Source organism: Parabacteroides leei, assembly GCF_023369805.1.
GTDB classification, from domain to species: Bacteria; Bacteroidota; Bacteroidia; order Bacteroidales; family Tannerellaceae; genus Parabacteroides; species Parabacteroides leei.
In genome coordinates this window covers 288,817-308,363 of sequence record NZ_JAMBQG010000002.1, presented here as the reverse complement: position 1 = coordinate 308,363, position 19,547 = coordinate 288,817, and the positions used below count along the sequence as shown (strand labels likewise).

At 44.7% G+C, this 19,547-nt stretch carries 8 protein-coding genes; 2 read left to right on the top strand and 6 right to left on the bottom strand.

What is annotated here, in order from left to right:
- Positions 1 to 48: 48 nt before the first annotated feature.
- Both M1P97_RS04945 and M1P97_RS04940 read right to left on the bottom strand, forming a co-directional pair.
- Entirely contained in the window at positions 49 to 1,254 is a 1,206-nt protein-coding gene (locus tag M1P97_RS04945; protein ID WP_195374672.1) for a glycoside hydrolase family 88 protein, read from the bottom strand.
- Between the two features lie 7 nt (positions 1,255 to 1,261).
- Positions 1,262 to 3,196 carry a heparinase II/III domain-containing protein gene (locus M1P97_RS04940; protein WP_394803879.1) on the bottom strand — a complete coding sequence of 645 codons (1,935 nt, stop codon included), beginning with the start codon at positions 3,194 to 3,196 and terminating at the stop codon, positions 1,262 to 1,264.
- 655 nt (positions 3,197 to 3,851) lie between these two features.
- Here M1P97_RS04940 and M1P97_RS04935 point away from each other — a divergent pair.
- Together M1P97_RS04935 and M1P97_RS04930 are read left to right on the top strand one after the other, a co-directional pair.
- Positions 3,852 to 7,058, top strand: coding sequence for a SusC/RagA family TonB-linked outer membrane protein (locus M1P97_RS04935; RefSeq protein ID WP_195374670.1), 3,207 nt, complete (start codon positions 3,852 to 3,854; stop codon positions 7,056 to 7,058).
- A gap of 34 nt (positions 7,059 to 7,092) precedes the next feature.
- Complete coding sequence (locus tag M1P97_RS04930; RefSeq protein WP_249388541.1) at positions 7,093 to 8,808, top strand: RagB/SusD family nutrient uptake outer membrane protein; 1,716 nt, start codon at positions 7,093 to 7,095, stop codon at positions 8,806 to 8,808.
- Between the two features lie 98 nt (positions 8,809 to 8,906).
- Here M1P97_RS04930 and M1P97_RS04925 read toward each other — a convergent pair whose 3' ends face one another.
- From M1P97_RS04925 to M1P97_RS04910, 4 genes are all read right to left on the bottom strand, one after another.
- The gene (locus M1P97_RS04925; RefSeq protein WP_249388540.1) at positions 8,907 to 10,658 is read right to left on the bottom strand and encodes a RagB/SusD family nutrient uptake outer membrane protein; all 1,752 of its coding nucleotides are present in this window, start codon (positions 10,656 to 10,658) and stop codon (positions 8,907 to 8,909) included.
- A 13-nt stretch (positions 10,659 to 10,671) separates the two neighbouring features.
- Positions 10,672 to 13,998 carry a SusC/RagA family TonB-linked outer membrane protein gene (locus M1P97_RS04920; protein ID WP_249388539.1) on the bottom strand — a complete coding sequence of 1,109 codons (3,327 nt, stop codon included), beginning with the start codon at positions 13,996 to 13,998 and terminating at the stop codon, positions 10,672 to 10,674.
- A 761-nt stretch (positions 13,999 to 14,759) separates the two neighbouring features.
- On the bottom strand, positions 14,760 to 16,796 hold the full coding sequence (gene lacZ4 / locus M1P97_RS04915; protein ID WP_249388538.1) for a beta-glucuronidase LacZ4: 2,037 nt from the start codon (positions 16,794 to 16,796) through the stop codon (positions 14,760 to 14,762).
- Positions 16,797 to 16,944: 148 nt separating this feature from the next.
- Positions 16,945 to 19,485: an outer membrane beta-barrel family protein gene (locus M1P97_RS04910; RefSeq protein WP_195374665.1), complete on the bottom strand. Its 2,541-nt coding sequence runs from the start codon at positions 19,483 to 19,485 to the stop codon at positions 16,945 to 16,947.
- Positions 19,486 to 19,547: the final 62 nt, after the last annotated feature.

The following is a 19,547-nucleotide window of genomic DNA, read 5'->3' as shown; positions in this document are numbered from 1 at the left end:
TGCTTTAACGACGAATGCCTGTCCAATCCATATTAAATGCGAATCTGTTTATTTTGCTTCTATATCCTGTTTACGTTTAAGGGCTTCCATGAAATAGTAGTCGGCATAGTTCAAGGGGACATCTATTTCCGAGTTGTGAGGAATACTACCCACCGAGTGCATCAACAGGAAGTTACCGTTTGCGCCTAAGGCCGCACGGTAAGCCGGAGAGGCCAGCGAGGTCATTATACCGTCGGCATAGGCTTTATAATCTGCTGCGTTTTCCACATCCATCGTGCTGATCTCGTATAATGCAGAAGCAATACAGGAAGCAGAAGATACATCGCGGGGTTCGTTCGGTATATTCGGGGCATCCATATCCCAGTAAGGAATAAAGTCGGCCGGCATGGCTTTATGATTCTTCATGAAGTTGAATGTCTTTAGTGCCTGATCCAGATATTTGCGATCGCCTGTCTCCCGGTAGCAAACGACATAACCATAGATAGCCCAGGCTTGTCCGCGGCTCCACGCAGATTCGTGCGCATATCCCTGTGCGGTATGGCGGTGACGTACGGAACCGTCTTTGAGACTGTAATCGATTACATGGTAGCAACTGCCATCCGGACGGAAATGCTCCTGCAAAGTACGGTCGGCATGTGCAATAGCGATTTTATAGAAAGAAGAGTCGCCGGATAAACGGGTCGCTTCGAACATCAGTTCCAGATTCATCATATTGTCAATAATCACCGGACATTCCCAACCACGTTCCGACTGCCATCCGCGATCCACGTTCCACGACTGGATCACCTGGGGAGCTTCACGAAAACGGGTGGACAACGATTTGGCAGCCTGTACCATCACGTCTTTATAAGACGGATCGGCTGTCAGGCGCAGGCCGTTACCGAAACTGCAATTGATGATAAAGCCGATATCATGATGCCAGGTCAGGTTCTTGGCTTCTTCTATGGCCAATGTATATTTCCGGGCCAATGGAAGCAGAGCCGTATCTCCGCTCAGTTCATACAGATACCAGACGGAACCGGGGAAAAAGCCGCTGCGCCAGTCACCGTAGCCACAGTAATAGACGGAACTGTCGGCTTTCAGTGTCACCGGATTAAGGCATTCACCGCTTGCTTCGATTACTGCTATTTCATTACCGATCTGGGCACGGGCAAAATCGACATTCTCGTCGACAAAGCTTTTTTCTACTGTTTTAGGTGCTCCCCCACAAGAGACCAGAAATGCGGAGAAAGCCAGGGCAATCCAATTTTTCATTCTTTCTTTATTTATTGTTTTGTTTGATTGTGTACACATATGTTCCGGAGAGAGCTTTCTTCTTTGCTGTCAAAGAAAGGCGGTATATCTCTTTTCCCCACACATTGGATAAACGCGGATCATCCAGCGTAATGGTCTCGAGGGAAGGGGTAAAACTGTTTTTGTCGTATTGCAGGTTTACCTTTTCGCCATTCACTTCGATAGCGACCACACCGGGTGTGGCGATATCCACTTTACCCCAGGTCAGGAAGTTGACACGATTGAAGTCTTTTAACTCATTCAAAGTAAATGTGTCTTTGATCTTCAATTCTCCTTTGCCCAGTGTATAGGAACGAAGCCATTTATTGACTCCGGCTTCTTCGGGATAAGCTGTAGCGATATTGGCCGAGAACGTACTGCTTTTCGGATTGAAAGAAACGTCCGTCGCTTTATATTTTGCTCCGAATGATTGGTGAACACCATTTATCATCGGTAAGTTATGATAGTTGCTTTGCATGGTCCAGATCGTATATCGCTCGCTGCTGAACGTCTGGCGGGTATAAGTTCCTACGCCGGCATCGATAAAGACCGGAGTCGTATGCAGGTAGAGGGAAAAAGTTCCGGCATCGTTGTGGTTATGACTTTCATTGTTATAACCTCCCTTAGCTGCGAAGAAAAGGCCGGATTTGTTTGTCATGTAGCAGAACTCTGTTTCCGGATACCAGGTATAAGCGGGCGATTCGTAGACAGGTTTCACCTGTTCCATATCTTTGGCATAGAGAATGCTTTGCAATGTGCGGAATATATCCCGCCCGGAAGAAGGGGCTTTCTGCTTCGACAGGCTGTTGAGATAAGCGGCATACTGCATCATCACATCGCTGCCCACCGCTTTTCCATAGCGGAAGATGATCGGAGCGTCTCCTCCCCCTTTGGCGGAAGCATCGGCAAAGTTCACGACCCAGCCGTTCCCTACGTATGAACGGGCAATGTATTCTCCCATGTTCCTGATCATCGGTTGGTCGAACAAACTGATCTTCCCACCTGTTCCGTCATATAATAATTGTAGATAGTCATACATCTTTCCGGCAGCATGCCCCCAATAGGAAGGGCCTTCTTCGCAAGCCCCGTCGGAATGGGTATAGTTGATGAATTTATCGACAGAAACCATCGTACGGTAAACGGCTTTTGCCAACGTTTTTTTATCATTTTCCAATAACAGGAAACATTGCAGGGCATTTGAATTACACCACGGATTCCAGTTGTTTACCAAAGTTCCCGGTTTATAGTTGAAAGCCATCCACCAGAAGCGGTCTTCTTTCATATAGGTATCGAGGATACGTTCCTGCAACTCATGGCGCAGGCGTTCGGAGATAACCGGGTTTACTTTGTCGAATTCGGAATGGAAGAAGTAGTAAGTCCATGAAAGCAACGATCCCATGTCACCGGCAGTAAGATCGATCACGTGTTCTTTATAATCCGGCAAGGAACGTGTGGAGTGTTGCGCACTCAAGTGAGCGGACAATACCCAGGAAGTCATTTCACAGGATTGGTAGACGCCATTGATAAGCTGGTCGATAAAACGGCCTTTTCCTTCGGCCAGTTCTGCCATCAACAGATCGGCAAGGGCGGTATTATTACTACCAAAAGGATCTTCCATGATCCGGCGGTTGCCACTACGCTCATATTCTATATAATCAGTTGCTTTTACGACTTTCCACTCGTAGTCAAGTTGTTTCTCTCCCCGTTTGATATACTCGTTTTTGTAATCACCCAGAAACTGATCCCAACCGGCACGGTCGGTATAAAGTGGGTAAGGCACCCATTCCTGATTGAGGATCAATACAGATTCAAGTTTTTCCACATTGGCAGCTTGTTGCAGCAAATCCCGTTCAATATACGCATAGACAGGAGCTGTTAACATTAGCAATAGACATAACAAAGTTACATTTTTACATACATTCATAAGTCATATTTGTTTCATGGTAATACACAAAAGTAGAAAGAAAGTCTATAAATGACAGGATTATTTATCCAATTCATGTGCCCCTATTGTCCAGAAATGAAGTTTTAACGGGTTTTTCTCATAGTCGTAGTTCGTATAGAACTAATGTCAAAACGATGCAAATATAAACGTTAATTATATTAACGGATGTATAATTTTATCCATTAATTATGCACTAATTGTCCAGCATTTATGCGTTAAGAACAATACCAACCTGGTTGTTAGCCCATTGCGATCATGCAGTAAGATGTGAATTTAAATACTTTAAACATATTGTTCATTCAGAATCCTATCCGGTAAAAAATATTTATCAGCCATCATTGTTACTTAAATCAGCTTCTTTACTCGAAAAAACGGACTTTCCTTCATGTTATTCTTTCATTTATCCTACCGTTAAGTTACTCATTTAGATAATATAACCTATCCACTACAGAGAATCATCAAAGACTATTTAAAATTCATGCTTTTCCCTGCCAACAAACCATATACACCATAGTTCTATACGAACTATGCTTCTACTAAATATTTATGTAGACATACGGAATATGGAAAATACAAAATGACAATTACAAATGAGAAAACTATTATCTAATTATTAACTAAATCTGGTGTTATTATGACTAAAGATTTTACTCACTTTCACGTATCGAAGGCGCTGTTTCTGGGAACAACCATGTTCCTTACATCCGTAAGCGAGATGTCGGCGAATCCTTCTGTTGAATTATTGAGGCCCACAGGACCTAGTGCAGCAGTGACATCGCCACAGCAGGCGAAGCAAACCATCAAGGGAGTGGTACAGGACGCATTCGGCCCGATTGCCGGAGCAAATGTTATCGAAAAGGGGACTACCAATGGTACAATTACCGATATGGACGGTAATTTCACTCTGGATGTAGCACCCAACTCTATTTTGGTTATTACATTTATCGGATATAAAGAACAACAGGTTCCGGTAAATAACCAAAAAACCTTTAACATCAAACTCACCGAAGACTCACAGGCATTGGATGAAGTGGTTGTGGTTGGTTACGGTACGCAGAAGAAAGTGAACATGTCCGGTTCCGTGACTTCGGTAAATGTCAGTGAAATGGCCGAGAGTCGTCCGTTGACCAACATTTCTACCGCATTAGCCGGTACTGCACCCGGTGTACAGATCACATCCAGCAACAACCTACCCTCCAACAACGGCGATGCGGATATCAAGGTACGCGGCCAGGGTACATTGAACAACTCTTCGCCACTGGTTATCATCGACGGGGTGGAAGGAACGCTGAACAGCGTAAGCCCGCAGGATGTGGAAACAGTCAGCGTACTGAAAGATGCCGCTTCTTCAGCCATCTACGGTTCACGTGCTGCCAACGGTGTCATTCTGATCACGACAAAACAAGGTAAATCCGGCAAAATGAAACTGGATTATACCGGTTACGTATCATTCCAGACACTGGACCAGCCGTATGAAGTCGTTTCCGATTACGCCAATTACATGGAATACCTGAATGAAGGAATGGCAAACAGCAACAAGCCCAAACCATTCTCCGAGAACGTGATCAATCTCTGGCGTGAAAAGTCCAAAGACCCGAACGGATTGAACGAATACGGAATGCCGAATTATCTGGCATATCCGAACAACAGCATTTTCGATGTGTATGAAACTGGAGTTTCCCACCAGCACAATATATCCGCATCCGGAGGCTCGGATAAGATCACCTATTACACCTCTTTCAACTATCTGAACAACCCGGGCATCCTGGAAAACTGCGGATTCGAGCGTTTCAGCCTGCGCGCCAATGTCGACTCACAGGTAAAAGACTGGTTGAAGATCGGGGTAAACCTGAGCGGATACACCTCCAACACAACGCCGGTCAGCGACAATATCGACGATATCTATACCTACGGTCTGACAGGCGGTAACCCGGGTATCGCCTATCTGGACGATCAAAACCGCTTGGGTATCAATGCGAATGCGGAAGATGATCCTCAGAATGCAACAAACAACCCGTATAACCGTCTGAGAAATGTTTCCGGTAATATCCAGGTCAACACGTTAAAGACCCGTCTGTATGCTGTCCTGACTCCCCTAAAAGGATTGACTATACAAGGATCATACACGTATGACTACTATGATAAGTTCAAAGAGAGCAAACCTAATTTCGTTCCGATGTACAACTTCCAAACCAACACCCTGTATACCGACGGTGTAGGCCAGACCAGTATCTCGAATTATAACGAAAAGACATTCAGGAATTTTATGGACGCGACAGTTCGTTACGAACGTAACTTCTTCGACGACCGCCTGAGCACAAACCTGATGGTCGGTGGTAGCCAGGAACAGTATAAACGGCAATTCTTCAGCGGCACCCGCAAAGACCTGATCGACCCGTCATTGAATGTAATCGAAGGAGCTATTGGTGAATCATCCACGACTGGTAATGTCACCGAGTGGGCCATGCGTTCATTCTTCGGTCGCCTCAACCTGGGTTGGGATGACAAATATCTATTGGAAGTCAACCTGCGTGCAGACGGTTCTTCACGCTTCCTGGCAGACAATCGCTGGGGTTACTTCCCCTCTTTCTCCGCCGCATGGCGTATTTCGGAAGAAGGTTTCATGGAGAATACCAAGAACTGGCTGGACAACCTGAAGATACGTGCATCTTACGGTTCATTGGGTAATAATACATTAGGGGATAACCGCGATAATGATGGCAATTATACTTCACAATCCCTGTACGCGCAAACAAACTATGTATTGGGACGTGCCGTAGCCATGGGACTTTCACAGACAGCGATCGCAAATGCCGCGCTGACATGGGAAACGACTTATATTACCAACGTCGGTCTTGATTACAATGTATTAGGTAACCGCCTGTCAGGATCTGTCGAATTCTTTAACAAAAGAACAGAAGGTATCCTGATCGATCTTCCGGCGCCGAAAGTGCACGGTAATGCCACTATCCCCAAGCAGAACTCCGCACAGATAACCAACAGGGGGCTTGAATTCTCTACCAACTGGAGCGACAAGATCGGAAAAGATTTCTCTTACAACGTAGGTTTCAACTTCACTTACATCAAGAACAACGTAGATAAATTTAAAGGAGACGACTATACGATCAAGGATGCAAGAATCCTGCAGGAAGGTCTTCCTATCTGGTCACTATATGTGCGCGAAGTAGACCGCATCATCCAGACAGACGAAGACCTGGCAATCGTACAGGCCATGTTGGATAACCCGGCCGTAGAAGGCAAAGTGGTATTCCCTTACGGAACTCCCCAAAAAGGTGATATCCTCTACAAAGACCTCAACGGCGACGGACTGGTTAATGACGACGACCGTACCGTTATCGGCAACGGACAAAACCCGACATTTACCTACGGTGTTAACCTGGGCTTCAACTGGAAAGGTATCGACTTCTCCGCATTGATACAAGGACAGGCTGGTCTCAAAGACGTATATCTGAGTGCCTTGTATAAAACAACCGTGCGCCAGGGATATCAACTGAATGCAGATGTTATCGACGGACGCTGGTATGAAGGCCGCACAGATGCCAGCTATCCTCGCTTGCTGGATTACAGCGATACCAGGAACGAACAGTATTCCGATTTCTGGGTAACCGACAAGTCTTATCTGAAGATCCGTAACATCACATTGGGATATACGCTGCCGACAGCCTGGTCGAAAGTAGCTTATATGGATAGAGTCCGGTTCTACGGCAGTTTGGAAAACTTCTTTACATTCACGAAATGGAAAGGATACGACCCTGAAGTAAATGGTATCAAATATCCTACCATGCGCCAGGTGGTTGTTGGAGTCAATGTTACATTCTAATCATGATTGTTGAACTTATAAACGGAATTACAAAATGAAAAAATATATTATGTCTTTTTTAGCAGCACTTCTGGCATTAACAAGCTGCTATGACCTGGACAGGGCACCTTACGACCAGTTAAGCTCTTCTACCTTCTGGCAGACAGAAGATCAGTGTAAGTCAGGTTTGATGGGTGTGTATGCCTCCCTGAAAAACACCGACCTCTACGGTAAAATGTTTATGATCGACGTAAACTCGGATGTTGCAGTCGGCTACGACCAGTATGAAGCTCTCCAACTGGGAACCTGTACACCGCGAACCAGTTTCCTCAACGGTAAATGGCAGAACGGATACAACGGCATCCAGCGTGCCAACCTCGCCATCCGCAGTATCGGTGAAGCACCTATCGACGAAACGGTAAAGAACCAGATGCTCGGAGAAGCCCATTTCCTCCGTGCCCTGATCTATTTCCATCTGATGGATTACTTCGGAGGTCTTCCTCTCTATGACGAAACGACCAATCTGGAACAGGATTTCAACGACCTGATGAATCCGAGAAGTTCTGCCGAAGAAACACGTGCGTTCATCATTGCAGACCTGGAAAAAGCGCAGAACTCAGGACTTCCGGATACATGGGATGCAGCCAATTACGGTCGTGTAACGACTTCTGCCGTAGAAGGATTATTGGGTAAGGTATATCTGTACAGTAAAAGTTATGACAAAGCGATCGAACACTTGGAAAGATCAACCAGCGGTCATGAGCTGTACGAAAACTTCGCCGACTTGTTCAACCTGACAGGACACACCAGTTCGGAAATGATCTTCTCGATCATCAATCTGGGTGGAACAGGTAATGATTACGGTATGCCGCTGTGCTTCTACGCCGGCACACGTAACTCATTCGGCAGTTGCTGGAATAACACCCTTCCTTCTGTCGACCTGGTCGACATGTATGAATACAAAGACGGACGTCCTTTCAACTGGGATGAATTGTTCCCGGGATATACAACCGACAATCAGGTACGTGAACGTGTATTCAGATGTACAGTGAGCGATGCCGGCGATGAAATCCTCGACCAACCGGCAGAATCCGCAAAGATCCTGGAAATGTACGAACAACGTGACCCGCGTATGTCGGCTACAGTGATCGCTCCTTACAGTACTTATCTGGGATGGAACCGTAACGAAGAACGCCTGATGACATTCATCTTTGCAAAGAATACCAAAGGAGACGTAGTTGCAGTGAACGAGAACAATGGTTTCATGCGTAATAATAAGGGAGGTTGGGAAACTTATTTCTGGAGAAAATTCGTACCGGAAGGAGACTGGAACGGTGCTATCACGAACCGCGAACATACACCTGTAAACTTCCCGATCATCCGCCTGGCTGATGTTTACCTGATGTTGGCTGAATGTTACAATGAAACCGGCAACCAGACTAAGGCAGTAGAATACATCAACAAAGTACGTGCCCGTGCAGGTATCGCATTATTGAACAGTGGTCCTTCTTACCTGGCGGCCAACTCGAAAGATGAAGTCTTCCAGCGTATCTTCCGTGAAAGAGCCTATGAACTGGCAGGTGAAGGTGTTCGCGACAGTGACCTGCGCCGTTGGAAATTGTCACACACATTACTGAATCGCGAAGAATACGGCATCACCGGCAAGCGCCTGCTGACGCGTGTATTCCGTGAAAACCGCGATTACTTGTGGCCTATCCCGGCAGAAGAAATAGAAATGAATGATAAGCTTGAACAGAACCCTAACTGGTAATTATCTATTTTCTGAATTATTTTGACCACCAGGGCTAGATTTTAGCAGAGGGTATGCTTTTGAAAGCATACCCTCTTTTGGTTAGACAAATACACGAACTAATCTATCCAACCACTATTCTGAGTCAGATTATTGTTCATCTGAATTTCAGATCTAGGAATAGCCCAGTTGTACAGGTAATCACCACCCCATGAATAGGATGCCTGCATAGAACCCCAGATCTGCTTCAAGCCTGCTCCATTCTTAAACTTGGTTTCGTGCCAGGTCTTCCAACGCATTTCATCAAAGAAGTTAACACCTTCGCCGGCAAATTCCCAACGACGTTCGTTACGGATGCGGTCGCGCATATTATCCTGACCGGAAACCTGCGTATACTGATTACTGTTTAGCAGGGCAACACCGGCACGGGCACGAACTTTATTCACCCACTCGATCGCTTCACTCGTTTTACCCTGTTCATTCAGGCATTCAGCCAGCGACAATACGACATCGGCATAACGGATAATAGGTATATCGATCGGAGAATACTCACGGTTTGGAATTTCCGAAGCACCTTCAGCCACAAATTTACGGAACAGATAGTAATAACGGTTGTTGGTATCTGTTTTCAAGTCGAACGGATCGGCTGTATCGAACCCTCTGTACGGCCAACGAAGCGTATATGTGTAGGAGGTCGCACCATTAGCTCCAAAATACTGTGCATACGGAGTAATGATAGTTGCCATCAGACGAGGGTCACGATTTTCATAAGCGGCCTTGATACGGGCTTCGTTTCCAGTTGGCAGATACTTAGACAGATCGGCACCGTCTTCGGTCATCTTTGCCTTTTCGGCATCCGTCATCTCATCACGCAGGAAATAAACAGATCTTTTTGCCACATCCATCGCATTATACCCCGGTATAAAATCGTCCCAGTCGAACGGTTTTCCATCCGCACATTCGTATGTCTCAACAAAGTCTGTACTTACCAGATAGGTATTCCAGCAGGAGCCGAAAGAACTACGCGTGCCATAACGGAAAGAGAAGTTATTACCGTATCCGCTTTCACCGATACATTGCAGGGAGAAAATCATCTCCTCACATTGTTCATTGGCTTCTTTGAACAGCTGTTTATATTCACCCTGGAATAATCCATACCCCAGATCACCCACTTTACGCAGGTCGGCTTCCGCTTTCGCCCATTCGTTCATCCACATATATACTTTGCCACGTAGAGCATAAGCGGCACCTTTAGTTACACGACCATAAGCAGCATCACCGGCAGCATACTTATCCGGCAGATCTGCTGTATTGATCGCATCCGTCAAATCGGTAATGACCTGAGCCCATACTTCGGCTTCCGTATTACGTCCTTTCACCAGTTCATCCAGTTCGGCCGGTTCCAGATACAAAGGAACACCTTTATACATCATATTCAACCGATAATAGAAGAAGGCACGCATGAACTTGGACTCTGCGGTCAAACGAGCAAGCTTCGACTCCGACAATGGAGCCTTCGGTAAGTTGGTTATCGCATCATTGCAGCGGCTGATCCCTTCGTAATTGATTTTCCAGTAGCCGGAGAACTGTCCGTCGCCGGTTGTCGCATTTCCTCTTAATAAGGAGTAATTTCCATCACGGTAATCGGCGGAAACGCCATAACTGTCGAATTTATGCAGGTCACCGGCTACGTTCTCAGAACGAAGCACATTATAAATGCCTGTAACTCCCATATCAGCCAGATTCTCTGTCGTCCACATGTTTCCGGACGCAATCGAGTCATACGGGGTCAGATCCATCAAGTCGCTGTTACACCCTGTCAGCAGAGCGATAGAAGCGCCTAATAAACAAATATTTTTTATTAATTTCATAACTCTCTACGCTTTAAAATGAAATGTTAGCACCAAATGCAAATTGTCTCAGTGAAGTATATTCCGGATATGCTCCCAGTTCAGGATCCTGACCCGGATACTTCGTTATATTGAATACGTTTTCAATAGAAACATATACACGAAGGTTATCCGTAAAAATCTTCTTGGAGATATGAGCCGGCAAGGTATAACCGAAAGTAAGGTTCTTTAATTTCAGGTAATTACCGTTGAACAGATACAATGAAGATGTTTCAACATTCTGATAACCACTCTCACCGTTCACCAGACGACCATATTGAGCATACAGGTTTGTACGGGGATCAGACGGGTTTTCCGGGTTATAGAAATAGTGGTCGTTGGCAATATCAGTACCCAGAGCCACACCTACACGGGTTGTCGGCGAGTTATAACCGGTCGAAGCACCCCAATATAACTTAAAGCCGGCAGCACCTGCCCAGTTCATCGAAATATCGAACCCTCTCCAGGCTGCTGACATCTGCAAACCGAAGTTGTATTTCGGATCGGAAGACACACCCTGAAACTCTTTATCGTCCGAACCGCCGTAGATACCGTCGCCATTGGCATCGGCATAAATATAGTCACCATACCAGATCTTATCTTTGGAAATCGTTTTATTCGGCATGAAAGTATGACCGGCATCGATCATGGCTTTCATCCACTCCATATCGCTTTCCGTACGGATCATACCATCTGTCGGACCACCATTCACTCCGTCGGCTGCATATCCTTTTCCGGAACCTTTATAAGGATTACGAACATAGTATTCCTTCATGATGCGGTCTTCAATAACCGGATTTACAGCGGAAGTACTGGAAGCTACATCCCCGATATTACTCTTCCATTCACCGTTTTCATCATAACCGGCCACAAGTTCTCCTTTATATTTCTTTATCTTATTAGGCGTGTAAGAAAAGTTTCCACTAATAGAATAGCTGACTTCTTCGATCCGGTCTTTCCATCCCAGCGACAGTTCGACACCTTTCGTAGTCATTTCCGCAATGTTCTTACGGGGAGCTCCCTTATTACCTGCTGTCAGATAGATAGAAGGTGTAAACAAGATACCTGTCGTATTCTTAACAAACGCATCCATCGTAAAAGACAGACGGTTGTTCAACGCATTCAGGTCGATACCGACATTGGTCATTTTAGACGTTTCCCACGACAACATTGAGTTTGCAATGGAAGTAGAAGCCAGACCGGATATCAGTTTTCCTCCGAACGGATATTTACTTCCGCCATAAGTAGACTGATATTCATATTCTCCCACATCGTCACCACCGTTGTTACCTACCGATCCGTAAGATACACGGAGTTTCAGGTTGTCCAACCAGTTTTTGGTATTCAGCATGAAGCTTTCTTCCGAAATACGCCAAGCGGCAGAAAAAGAGGGGAAAGTACCCCAACGGTAATCGCGGTGATAACGGGCATTCCCGTCGTGACGCAGATTTGCTTCGAACAGATATCTGGATTTATATGCATAATTAATACGACCGAAGAATGAACGGCTGGCACGATCGAATGCTCCACCACCCACACTTACCATTTCTGTCGCCGATCCGGGTGTATGAATGCTTGAGTCGATCAGCCCTTTCTTGTTCGCACTACGGGTATCACGTTTGTAATAGTACTCTTCGTAACCCACCAATGCACCCAGGTCATGATCCTTGTTAAGCGTTATATTATAGCGCAAAATATTCTGCAGGGTATAACTATAATCCGCACGGTTATAGAAATAAGTACTCATTTCAGAGGGCTCCGTTGCCGGCGACATGATTGTTCCATCGCTAAACTTCACCTTTTCATACGGATTCGTCCAGGTTTGGTTGTCTTCCCAATACCGTTTGTAGTTCAGGTTAAAATCCCATGACAATCCTTTTATCGGAGAAATACGCGAGTACAAAGTCGTGTTGAAGTTTGTCTTCTGTTTTTTACCATCCTGTGCATTGAGGAAAGCCAGGATACTGTTGGCAGTCGCACTTTCTTCCGGTGCTTCCGGATAACCATACTGCCCGTTCCACTCCGGATAGAGTCCGGGAGTTGTCTGGCGCAGGAAGTTGTTTGCATTATCGAAATTTCCCGCATCCTTATCCTCCTGAGACGCAAATGTACGGGTTCCCACAGTCAGCCATTTGGTTACATCCGCTTCTATATTGGCACGCAAGGAATATTTCCTGATACCGGTTTGGTCGACCAGCCCCGGATTATCCAGATAACCGGCAGACATCAAGATACGCAATTTCTCGGTTCCTCCGTTCACAGATACATTATGATCGTTGATCAAACCGTGTCCGAACAAGGCATCCTGCCAGTCGGTATTCGGATAAGCGATGTAATTAGGAACCCCATGTTCATTCAATCCGTTCGGATCTTTTGATTTTTCACGCCACAGATCGATCGTGCTCTGGGCAAAATGGTTCGGCTGGCCGATATTCTCGAACGACTCGTTCAGCCACTCCATATAATCGGCATAATCGGTCACCTGGTCGATCAGGTTCGTCGGCTGCGCATAAGAAATACGCCCTGAATAGGATACAGACAGCTTTCCGGCTTTTCCTTTTTTAGTTGTGATCAAAACAACTCCGTTCGCAGCACGTGATCCATAAATTGAAGAAGAAGCAGCATCCTTCAACACAGAGATTGACTCGATATCTTGCGGATTAACAAGGTCCATAGCACCTTCCACACCATCGATCAACACTAATGGATCCTGATTGTTAAGTGTTCCGACACCACGGATACGGATCTTTGAACCGTCGCTACCCGGTTGTCCGGAGCTTTGCATCACCTGCACACCTGCACTCAAACCGGCCAAAGCATTCGACACATTTGTAATAGGACGCGATAAAGCCTGGTCGGCAAAATCGACGGAAGACACGGAACCGGTCAGGTTTACTTTCTTTTGTGTACCATAACCAACCACAACTACTTCATCCAAAGCTTGTGAGTCTTCCTTAATCTGAATAGTAAAAGAGGTTTGATTTCCCACCGGAACCTGCTGTTCTGTATATCCGATAAAGGATACCACCAAAATGGCATTCGGAGCGACATCTAAAGTAAACTTACCGTCCATGTCGGTAATGGTCCCGTTCGTTGTTCCCTTTTCTACAATGTTGGCACCGGCAATCGGACCCATGGCGTCTTCAACTGTTCCGGTTACTGTCTTTCTCGCTTGTTGTGGCGAAACGATCAGGACATCGGTTACCGGAACTTCTATCCCCGGATTTGCAGGATCGGCCGAGGCCACTCCTACCGATGTCAGGAGCATAGTGGCTCCCATAAACATCTTTGATAAATAAAAACGATTAAAATCCTTTGTCATAATAACACCAGATTTAGTTAATGAATAAATAGTGTTTGCGTACACCAATACCGGTCAAATATTGGAGTACATACTCTTTGTCTGGTTCGCCACATGCAAAAAGAGAAATAGTTCTTAGTGAACTTAATCCGATTTGTTTCTGTATATCGTTCAAAAGGCTCTCTAATTTCCAAAGACACCTTTATCTCTAAATATTGTATTCATAATGTCCGCATTGTTTTAATCGTTGATGGTTCTGGATAATACAACTCAAAAAAAGAGAAGAAAAGAAAGTATTTCTTAGAAAATTCAAATGGTTCGTATATCTTAAGCAGTTGAATGCAAAAGGTAGGAAAGGTGATTTATGGGTAAAAACAGATGATATTTTCTACCCTGTAGCCAAATGCCGGTAGAAAAAACAACAAAGAAGCATTAGCTGCGAATTATTAATCTTAAAACAACTTATACAACAGATAACTAAAAAGAAAGATACGATTCTTTGTTATGTTAAAACTCTATTTGTGGACAATTGGTGCACATCAATCAGACTAATTTGTGTGTCCGCAAACCCAACAAGAGCTTATTTTTGCATCTGTTATGTTCGACTCTGCCGAAAGGACATAGTTCACTAAGAACTATATACACTCAATAAAAAAAGAGTAAGGCATCAATCTACTGACACCTTACTCCTCAAGCATTTACAATCATTAAAGTGTTCTCTACAAATCTATCAATCCATCTATTTTTCTGATCCGGATATCATATAAGTAGAAAACAAGCTCCTATTTACAAGTCCAGACCACCCGGTCGGATGTACTGTTTTTCTTCTGTACGGCACGTGCCTCGACCGTGTTTTCACCGTCTGCCAAGCTTACACCTTTCCACACAAAAGTGGCATAATTATCCGGTGTTTGCTTACCTATGCTTTTTCCGTTCACAAACAATTCCACTTCCGGAAGATTGGAGAATACCATAATATCAGTTACCTTGGTTGTCCGATCACGGTGGCGGCGATTAGCGATATAAACGAATTTATCGTCTTTGTTCCAGTTCGCTTTATAATAATAGAAAGCATCCTTTTTCACTTTACGGTCGAAAGTTACCAGACCTTTGTCGTTGATACCCGGACGATCGCCTTCCGTACGATGGGCTGCCCCGAAATCAAACAAGTTCCAGATAAAGGAGCCCCATACGAACGGGCGTTCGGCAATAGCTTCCCAGTTTCCCTGATGATAAAACGTCTGGAAATTCTCGGGATGCCACCAGCCCGAAGCCTGACCTGGCTTCACTGAGTCCTGTTGATGATAGATGCTGGCCCCTGCCCCGTATTCACTGATAGCTATCTTATATTCCGGATGTGCTTTATGATTGGCATCCAACCATTTTCCCATATCGGAAGGGGAGCCGCCATACCAACCGAAATACTGGTTCCAGGCAATCACATCGGTAATCTTACTGATGTCACTATCGTAAGACAGGAAGCTGGCAGCCGTAGTCGGACGAGTCGGATCCTCCTGGTGAGCCAGGTCGTTCAGTTCCTTGATATATTCGATCGGGTTGTCACCGATGGTCTTCAGTTCGTTGAATAATCCCCAGAAACAGATGGAGGGATGGTTATAATGCTGACGGATCAATTCCTTCAACTGTTCTTTACCGTTTGCACGAAAAGCTGGCAAGTCGTTATAACCTCTGTCGAGATAACCGCCCGGACCGATAAACGGTATTTCCGCCCAGGTTACGATACCATATTTATCCATCAGATTATAGAAATAAGTAGCCTGCGGATAATGTGCCAACCGGATAGCGTTGGTTCCCATTTCAGCAATGATTGCAGCATCCTCTTCATGATGTTCCTTATACAAAGCATTTCCTCTTTCGGCACGATCCTGATGACGACATACGCCATGTAGTTTCAAGTGTTCTCCATTCAGGAAGAAACCTTTTTCCGCATCTACATGATAAAAACGTAGACCAAGCGGCTGTACTACCTTGTCGATCTGTTTTCCGTCAGCCATCAAAGTTACTTCCGTACGATACATGAACGGATCTTTCCGGCCGTTCCACAGGTGGGGATTCTTTAGGGTAAAGTCGAAACCCGTCGTATGTATCTGGTTGGCTCCTACTGTTACGTTCATATCCTGTTGCTGCACAATTTTATCACCATCCAGTATCTTTACATTTACTTTCACCGGAGTGTCGACCGACGAACTGTTCGACAGCAAGACTTTAGCCCGCACTTCAGCCTGTTCCTTCGTGACATTATTCTGTATAAGATAGACACCGGGAGAGGCATAATCGGTCAGCGAAATATTTACCGGATCAGTGATAATCAGGTTTACATCGCGATAGATACCTCCGTAGAAGTTGAAATCGCCTACTAACGGCATAATATCCAGTTGCAAGGCGTTGTTTACTTTCACGAGGATTTCGTTTTCAGCCCCATATTTTACATGATCGGTTATCTCAAACACAAAAGCACCATACCCACCACGATGTTCCCCCAGGCAAACTGAATTAACGAAAACAGTAGCAATAGTATTGACGCCTTCAAAACGGAGAAACAGACGTTTACCTTCCCATTCGGGCTTGATAAAAAGCTTTTTATCGTAATTTCCCATACCCCGGTAATAATCCTGTGTTCCGATAAGGGCATCACCGCTATTCCAGGTATGAGGGAGATCGACCCGCTGGCCGCTGTTACGCTGTACCTGATGCGAGAAACGGAAGTTCCAGTCGTTATTTAATAGTATCTCTTTGCGGGAAGCAAAGAGCGATGTACTGCAAAGAACCAGCAGTAAAGCAATAAAAATGTGTTTCATGTTATTTATTTCTTTATTCTGAGAGCAAAGATAAAAGTATCCTTCTAAGATAAAGGATACTTTTTGTCTAAGAAAAGGTACTTTTTTGTCCAAAAACAAAAAAGTCCGGATATTTCTACCCGGACCTTAATCTATTTATCATTGATAATTACATAGCCTGTTCGCCACCTCCCTGGTTATTTTCACCACCACCTTTCGAGTCATCATTGCTGATACCACGTTTCACTTTCTTAATCTGTCCTTTCATCGTACCGAAACGGTAGGAAATGCTGAAACGGAATTCGCGGGCACTGCGCCAGTTGGTAGACACATCATGGAAATCAGCGCTTTTCGTTGTTGTCTCCATTTTCATAGTCTTCCAGAACGGGTTGTTGGCTCCTACGGAAACAGACAATTTCTTTTTCAAGAAGTCCTTACTGACATTCAAACCGGCAAAATAAAACGGAGACCTCTCTCTTTGTAATTCGATCCACGGGCTGAAATAACCGCCATGCAGATTGATACGGAAATCTTTCGGAAGCGTAAACTGTGTTCCGGCAAAGACACGTCCGCTGACTCCGTCTTTTTCAAGATTCAGCGTAGGAGCTTTCATATCGACGTAATCAATACCTCCGTTCATGTAAATACGGAACCAGGTATTCGGCGACCAGTTTCCATACAGGAACAAACCAACCTGTTGTTTTTTCCCGATGTTATTATAGGTATTCCACATCGCGCCATTATATTGTGAACGGGGATCGTCAGGTAAGAAGTCTGCCACGAACGAATGGCTTTCAATCGGATTATTAACAAAGGTATAGCTCATGCTGGCATTGATACTGAACTTCTGCGTAAACTTGCTGAAGTTCAGGTTAACATTATTACTCTTTTCCGATTCCAGATTAGGATTACCCTGAGATATATTCTGTGGATTAGAATCGTTGATATATGGGTTCAGATACCAGATACCCGGTCGCTGGATACGCATATTATATCCTAAACGGATCTGGGTCGACATATCCAGCTGATACGTCAGGGTGGCATTCGGAACCAGATCAAAATAATCTGAACTGAAATCGAGAGCCGGCTTCAAAGCGTACTTGGCATTCAAACTCGTTCCTTCTCCACGTAATCCTGCTTTGATACCAAATTTATTTAGACGTATCAAATAACCCAGATAAGCAGAATAAATATGTTGTGTATGACGGAACTTGCTATTGTCTTTCTTCTGATCCACCCAAATGTCGGTCGCATCGTCATAGATCTGTTCCAGAGTGTTACTCTTATTCTGACGGTTGATATATTTCACACCGGCTTCAAGTGTTTGTTTTTCAAAAAGAGGAGTAGTATAATCCACCTGACCCGTATGTTCAATGGTCGATGCATCGTTAATATTCCACTTCGGATAATCTTCTTCCAAATAATAGGTGACAACATCCGATAATTCCGTACGGCTTTCATTATCATTCGGCGACTGACTAAAACGATAGGAAACTGTCAGTAACTCATCTTTTTTACTGGTTGAGTGCTGATAATCGACATTGACGTCTGTCGAACCGAAAGTGCTTTCGGAATTACTGTTACGATGGAAGCTATAAATCGGCACCACCGATTCATTAGCATTACCTCCCAACGGATTCAAAACGGCATCCAGTTCCGAAAGGCTTTTGTTTTTCCCTCTAAACAAATTAGCACCTACGCTGATCAAATTCAGGGTATCTATTTCATAACTAGCTTCCAGATAACCGTATTGGAATGGTCCCTTATTTTTGGCACGTCCATCTTCAATCAGTTTAGTGGGCTTATCTTCGGCCAGCCAATCTTTATATGTCTCGCGTTCGCTATGAGAATCATTCCATGGCGAATTACGATTATTATAGCCATAGTTTGCAGTAAGACCCAGGTTACCGACTTTCAAAGAAACATAACCACCGCCACCAAAACTACCCAATGAACTGGCATTGGCACGCACCGTACCTGTATATCCCTGCATCGCATTCTTACTTGTGATAATATTGATGATACCACCAACACCCTCTGCATCATACTTGGAACCCGGATCGGTAATTACCTCAATGTTCTTGATAGAACTGGCCGGCATACTCTTCAACACATCCGATGCGTTCTCACCACTCAGCAGGTTGGAAGGTTTACCGTTCATATAAATTTTATAGTTGGAAGAGCCTTTCAATTGGATCTTGTCTTCACCGTCGACTGTTACCATCGGGACTTTGCGGAACATTTCGAGGGCATTATTGGTCTTAGCTTCGGGGTCGTCATCCAAGCTATAGGTTATCTTGTCGACTTCCACCGTCACCAATGGCTTCTGGGCAACAACAGTCACTTCATTCAGTTGCTGGGTATCGTCATTCATAAACAATTTACCTAAATCCAGGCTCTTCTTGCCTTCAGACAAGGTAAAACGTTTCACGGCAGGAACTTTTCCTAACGACTGCATAGACATAACATACTTGCCTGGTTGCTTCAGTGTAGTAGTAAACTTTCCGTCATCATCACAAGCCAACAGTTTGATCGCATTCTGCGGAGCGCTTGCCAAAGCGATACTCAATGTGGCATAAGGAACTGTTTCATTAGACAGGGAGTCAACGACCTGTCCCTTGATCGTGTAATCAGCGGCATTCTGGCTCTGCGCACACAAAGGCGCAGCCATCATCAACACCAACAATAAGTAGAGCAGTTTTTCTTTCATCAAATTTAAAGAATTTAGAAGTTATCGATTGATATTTTATATAAATCGTTATTATTTACTGT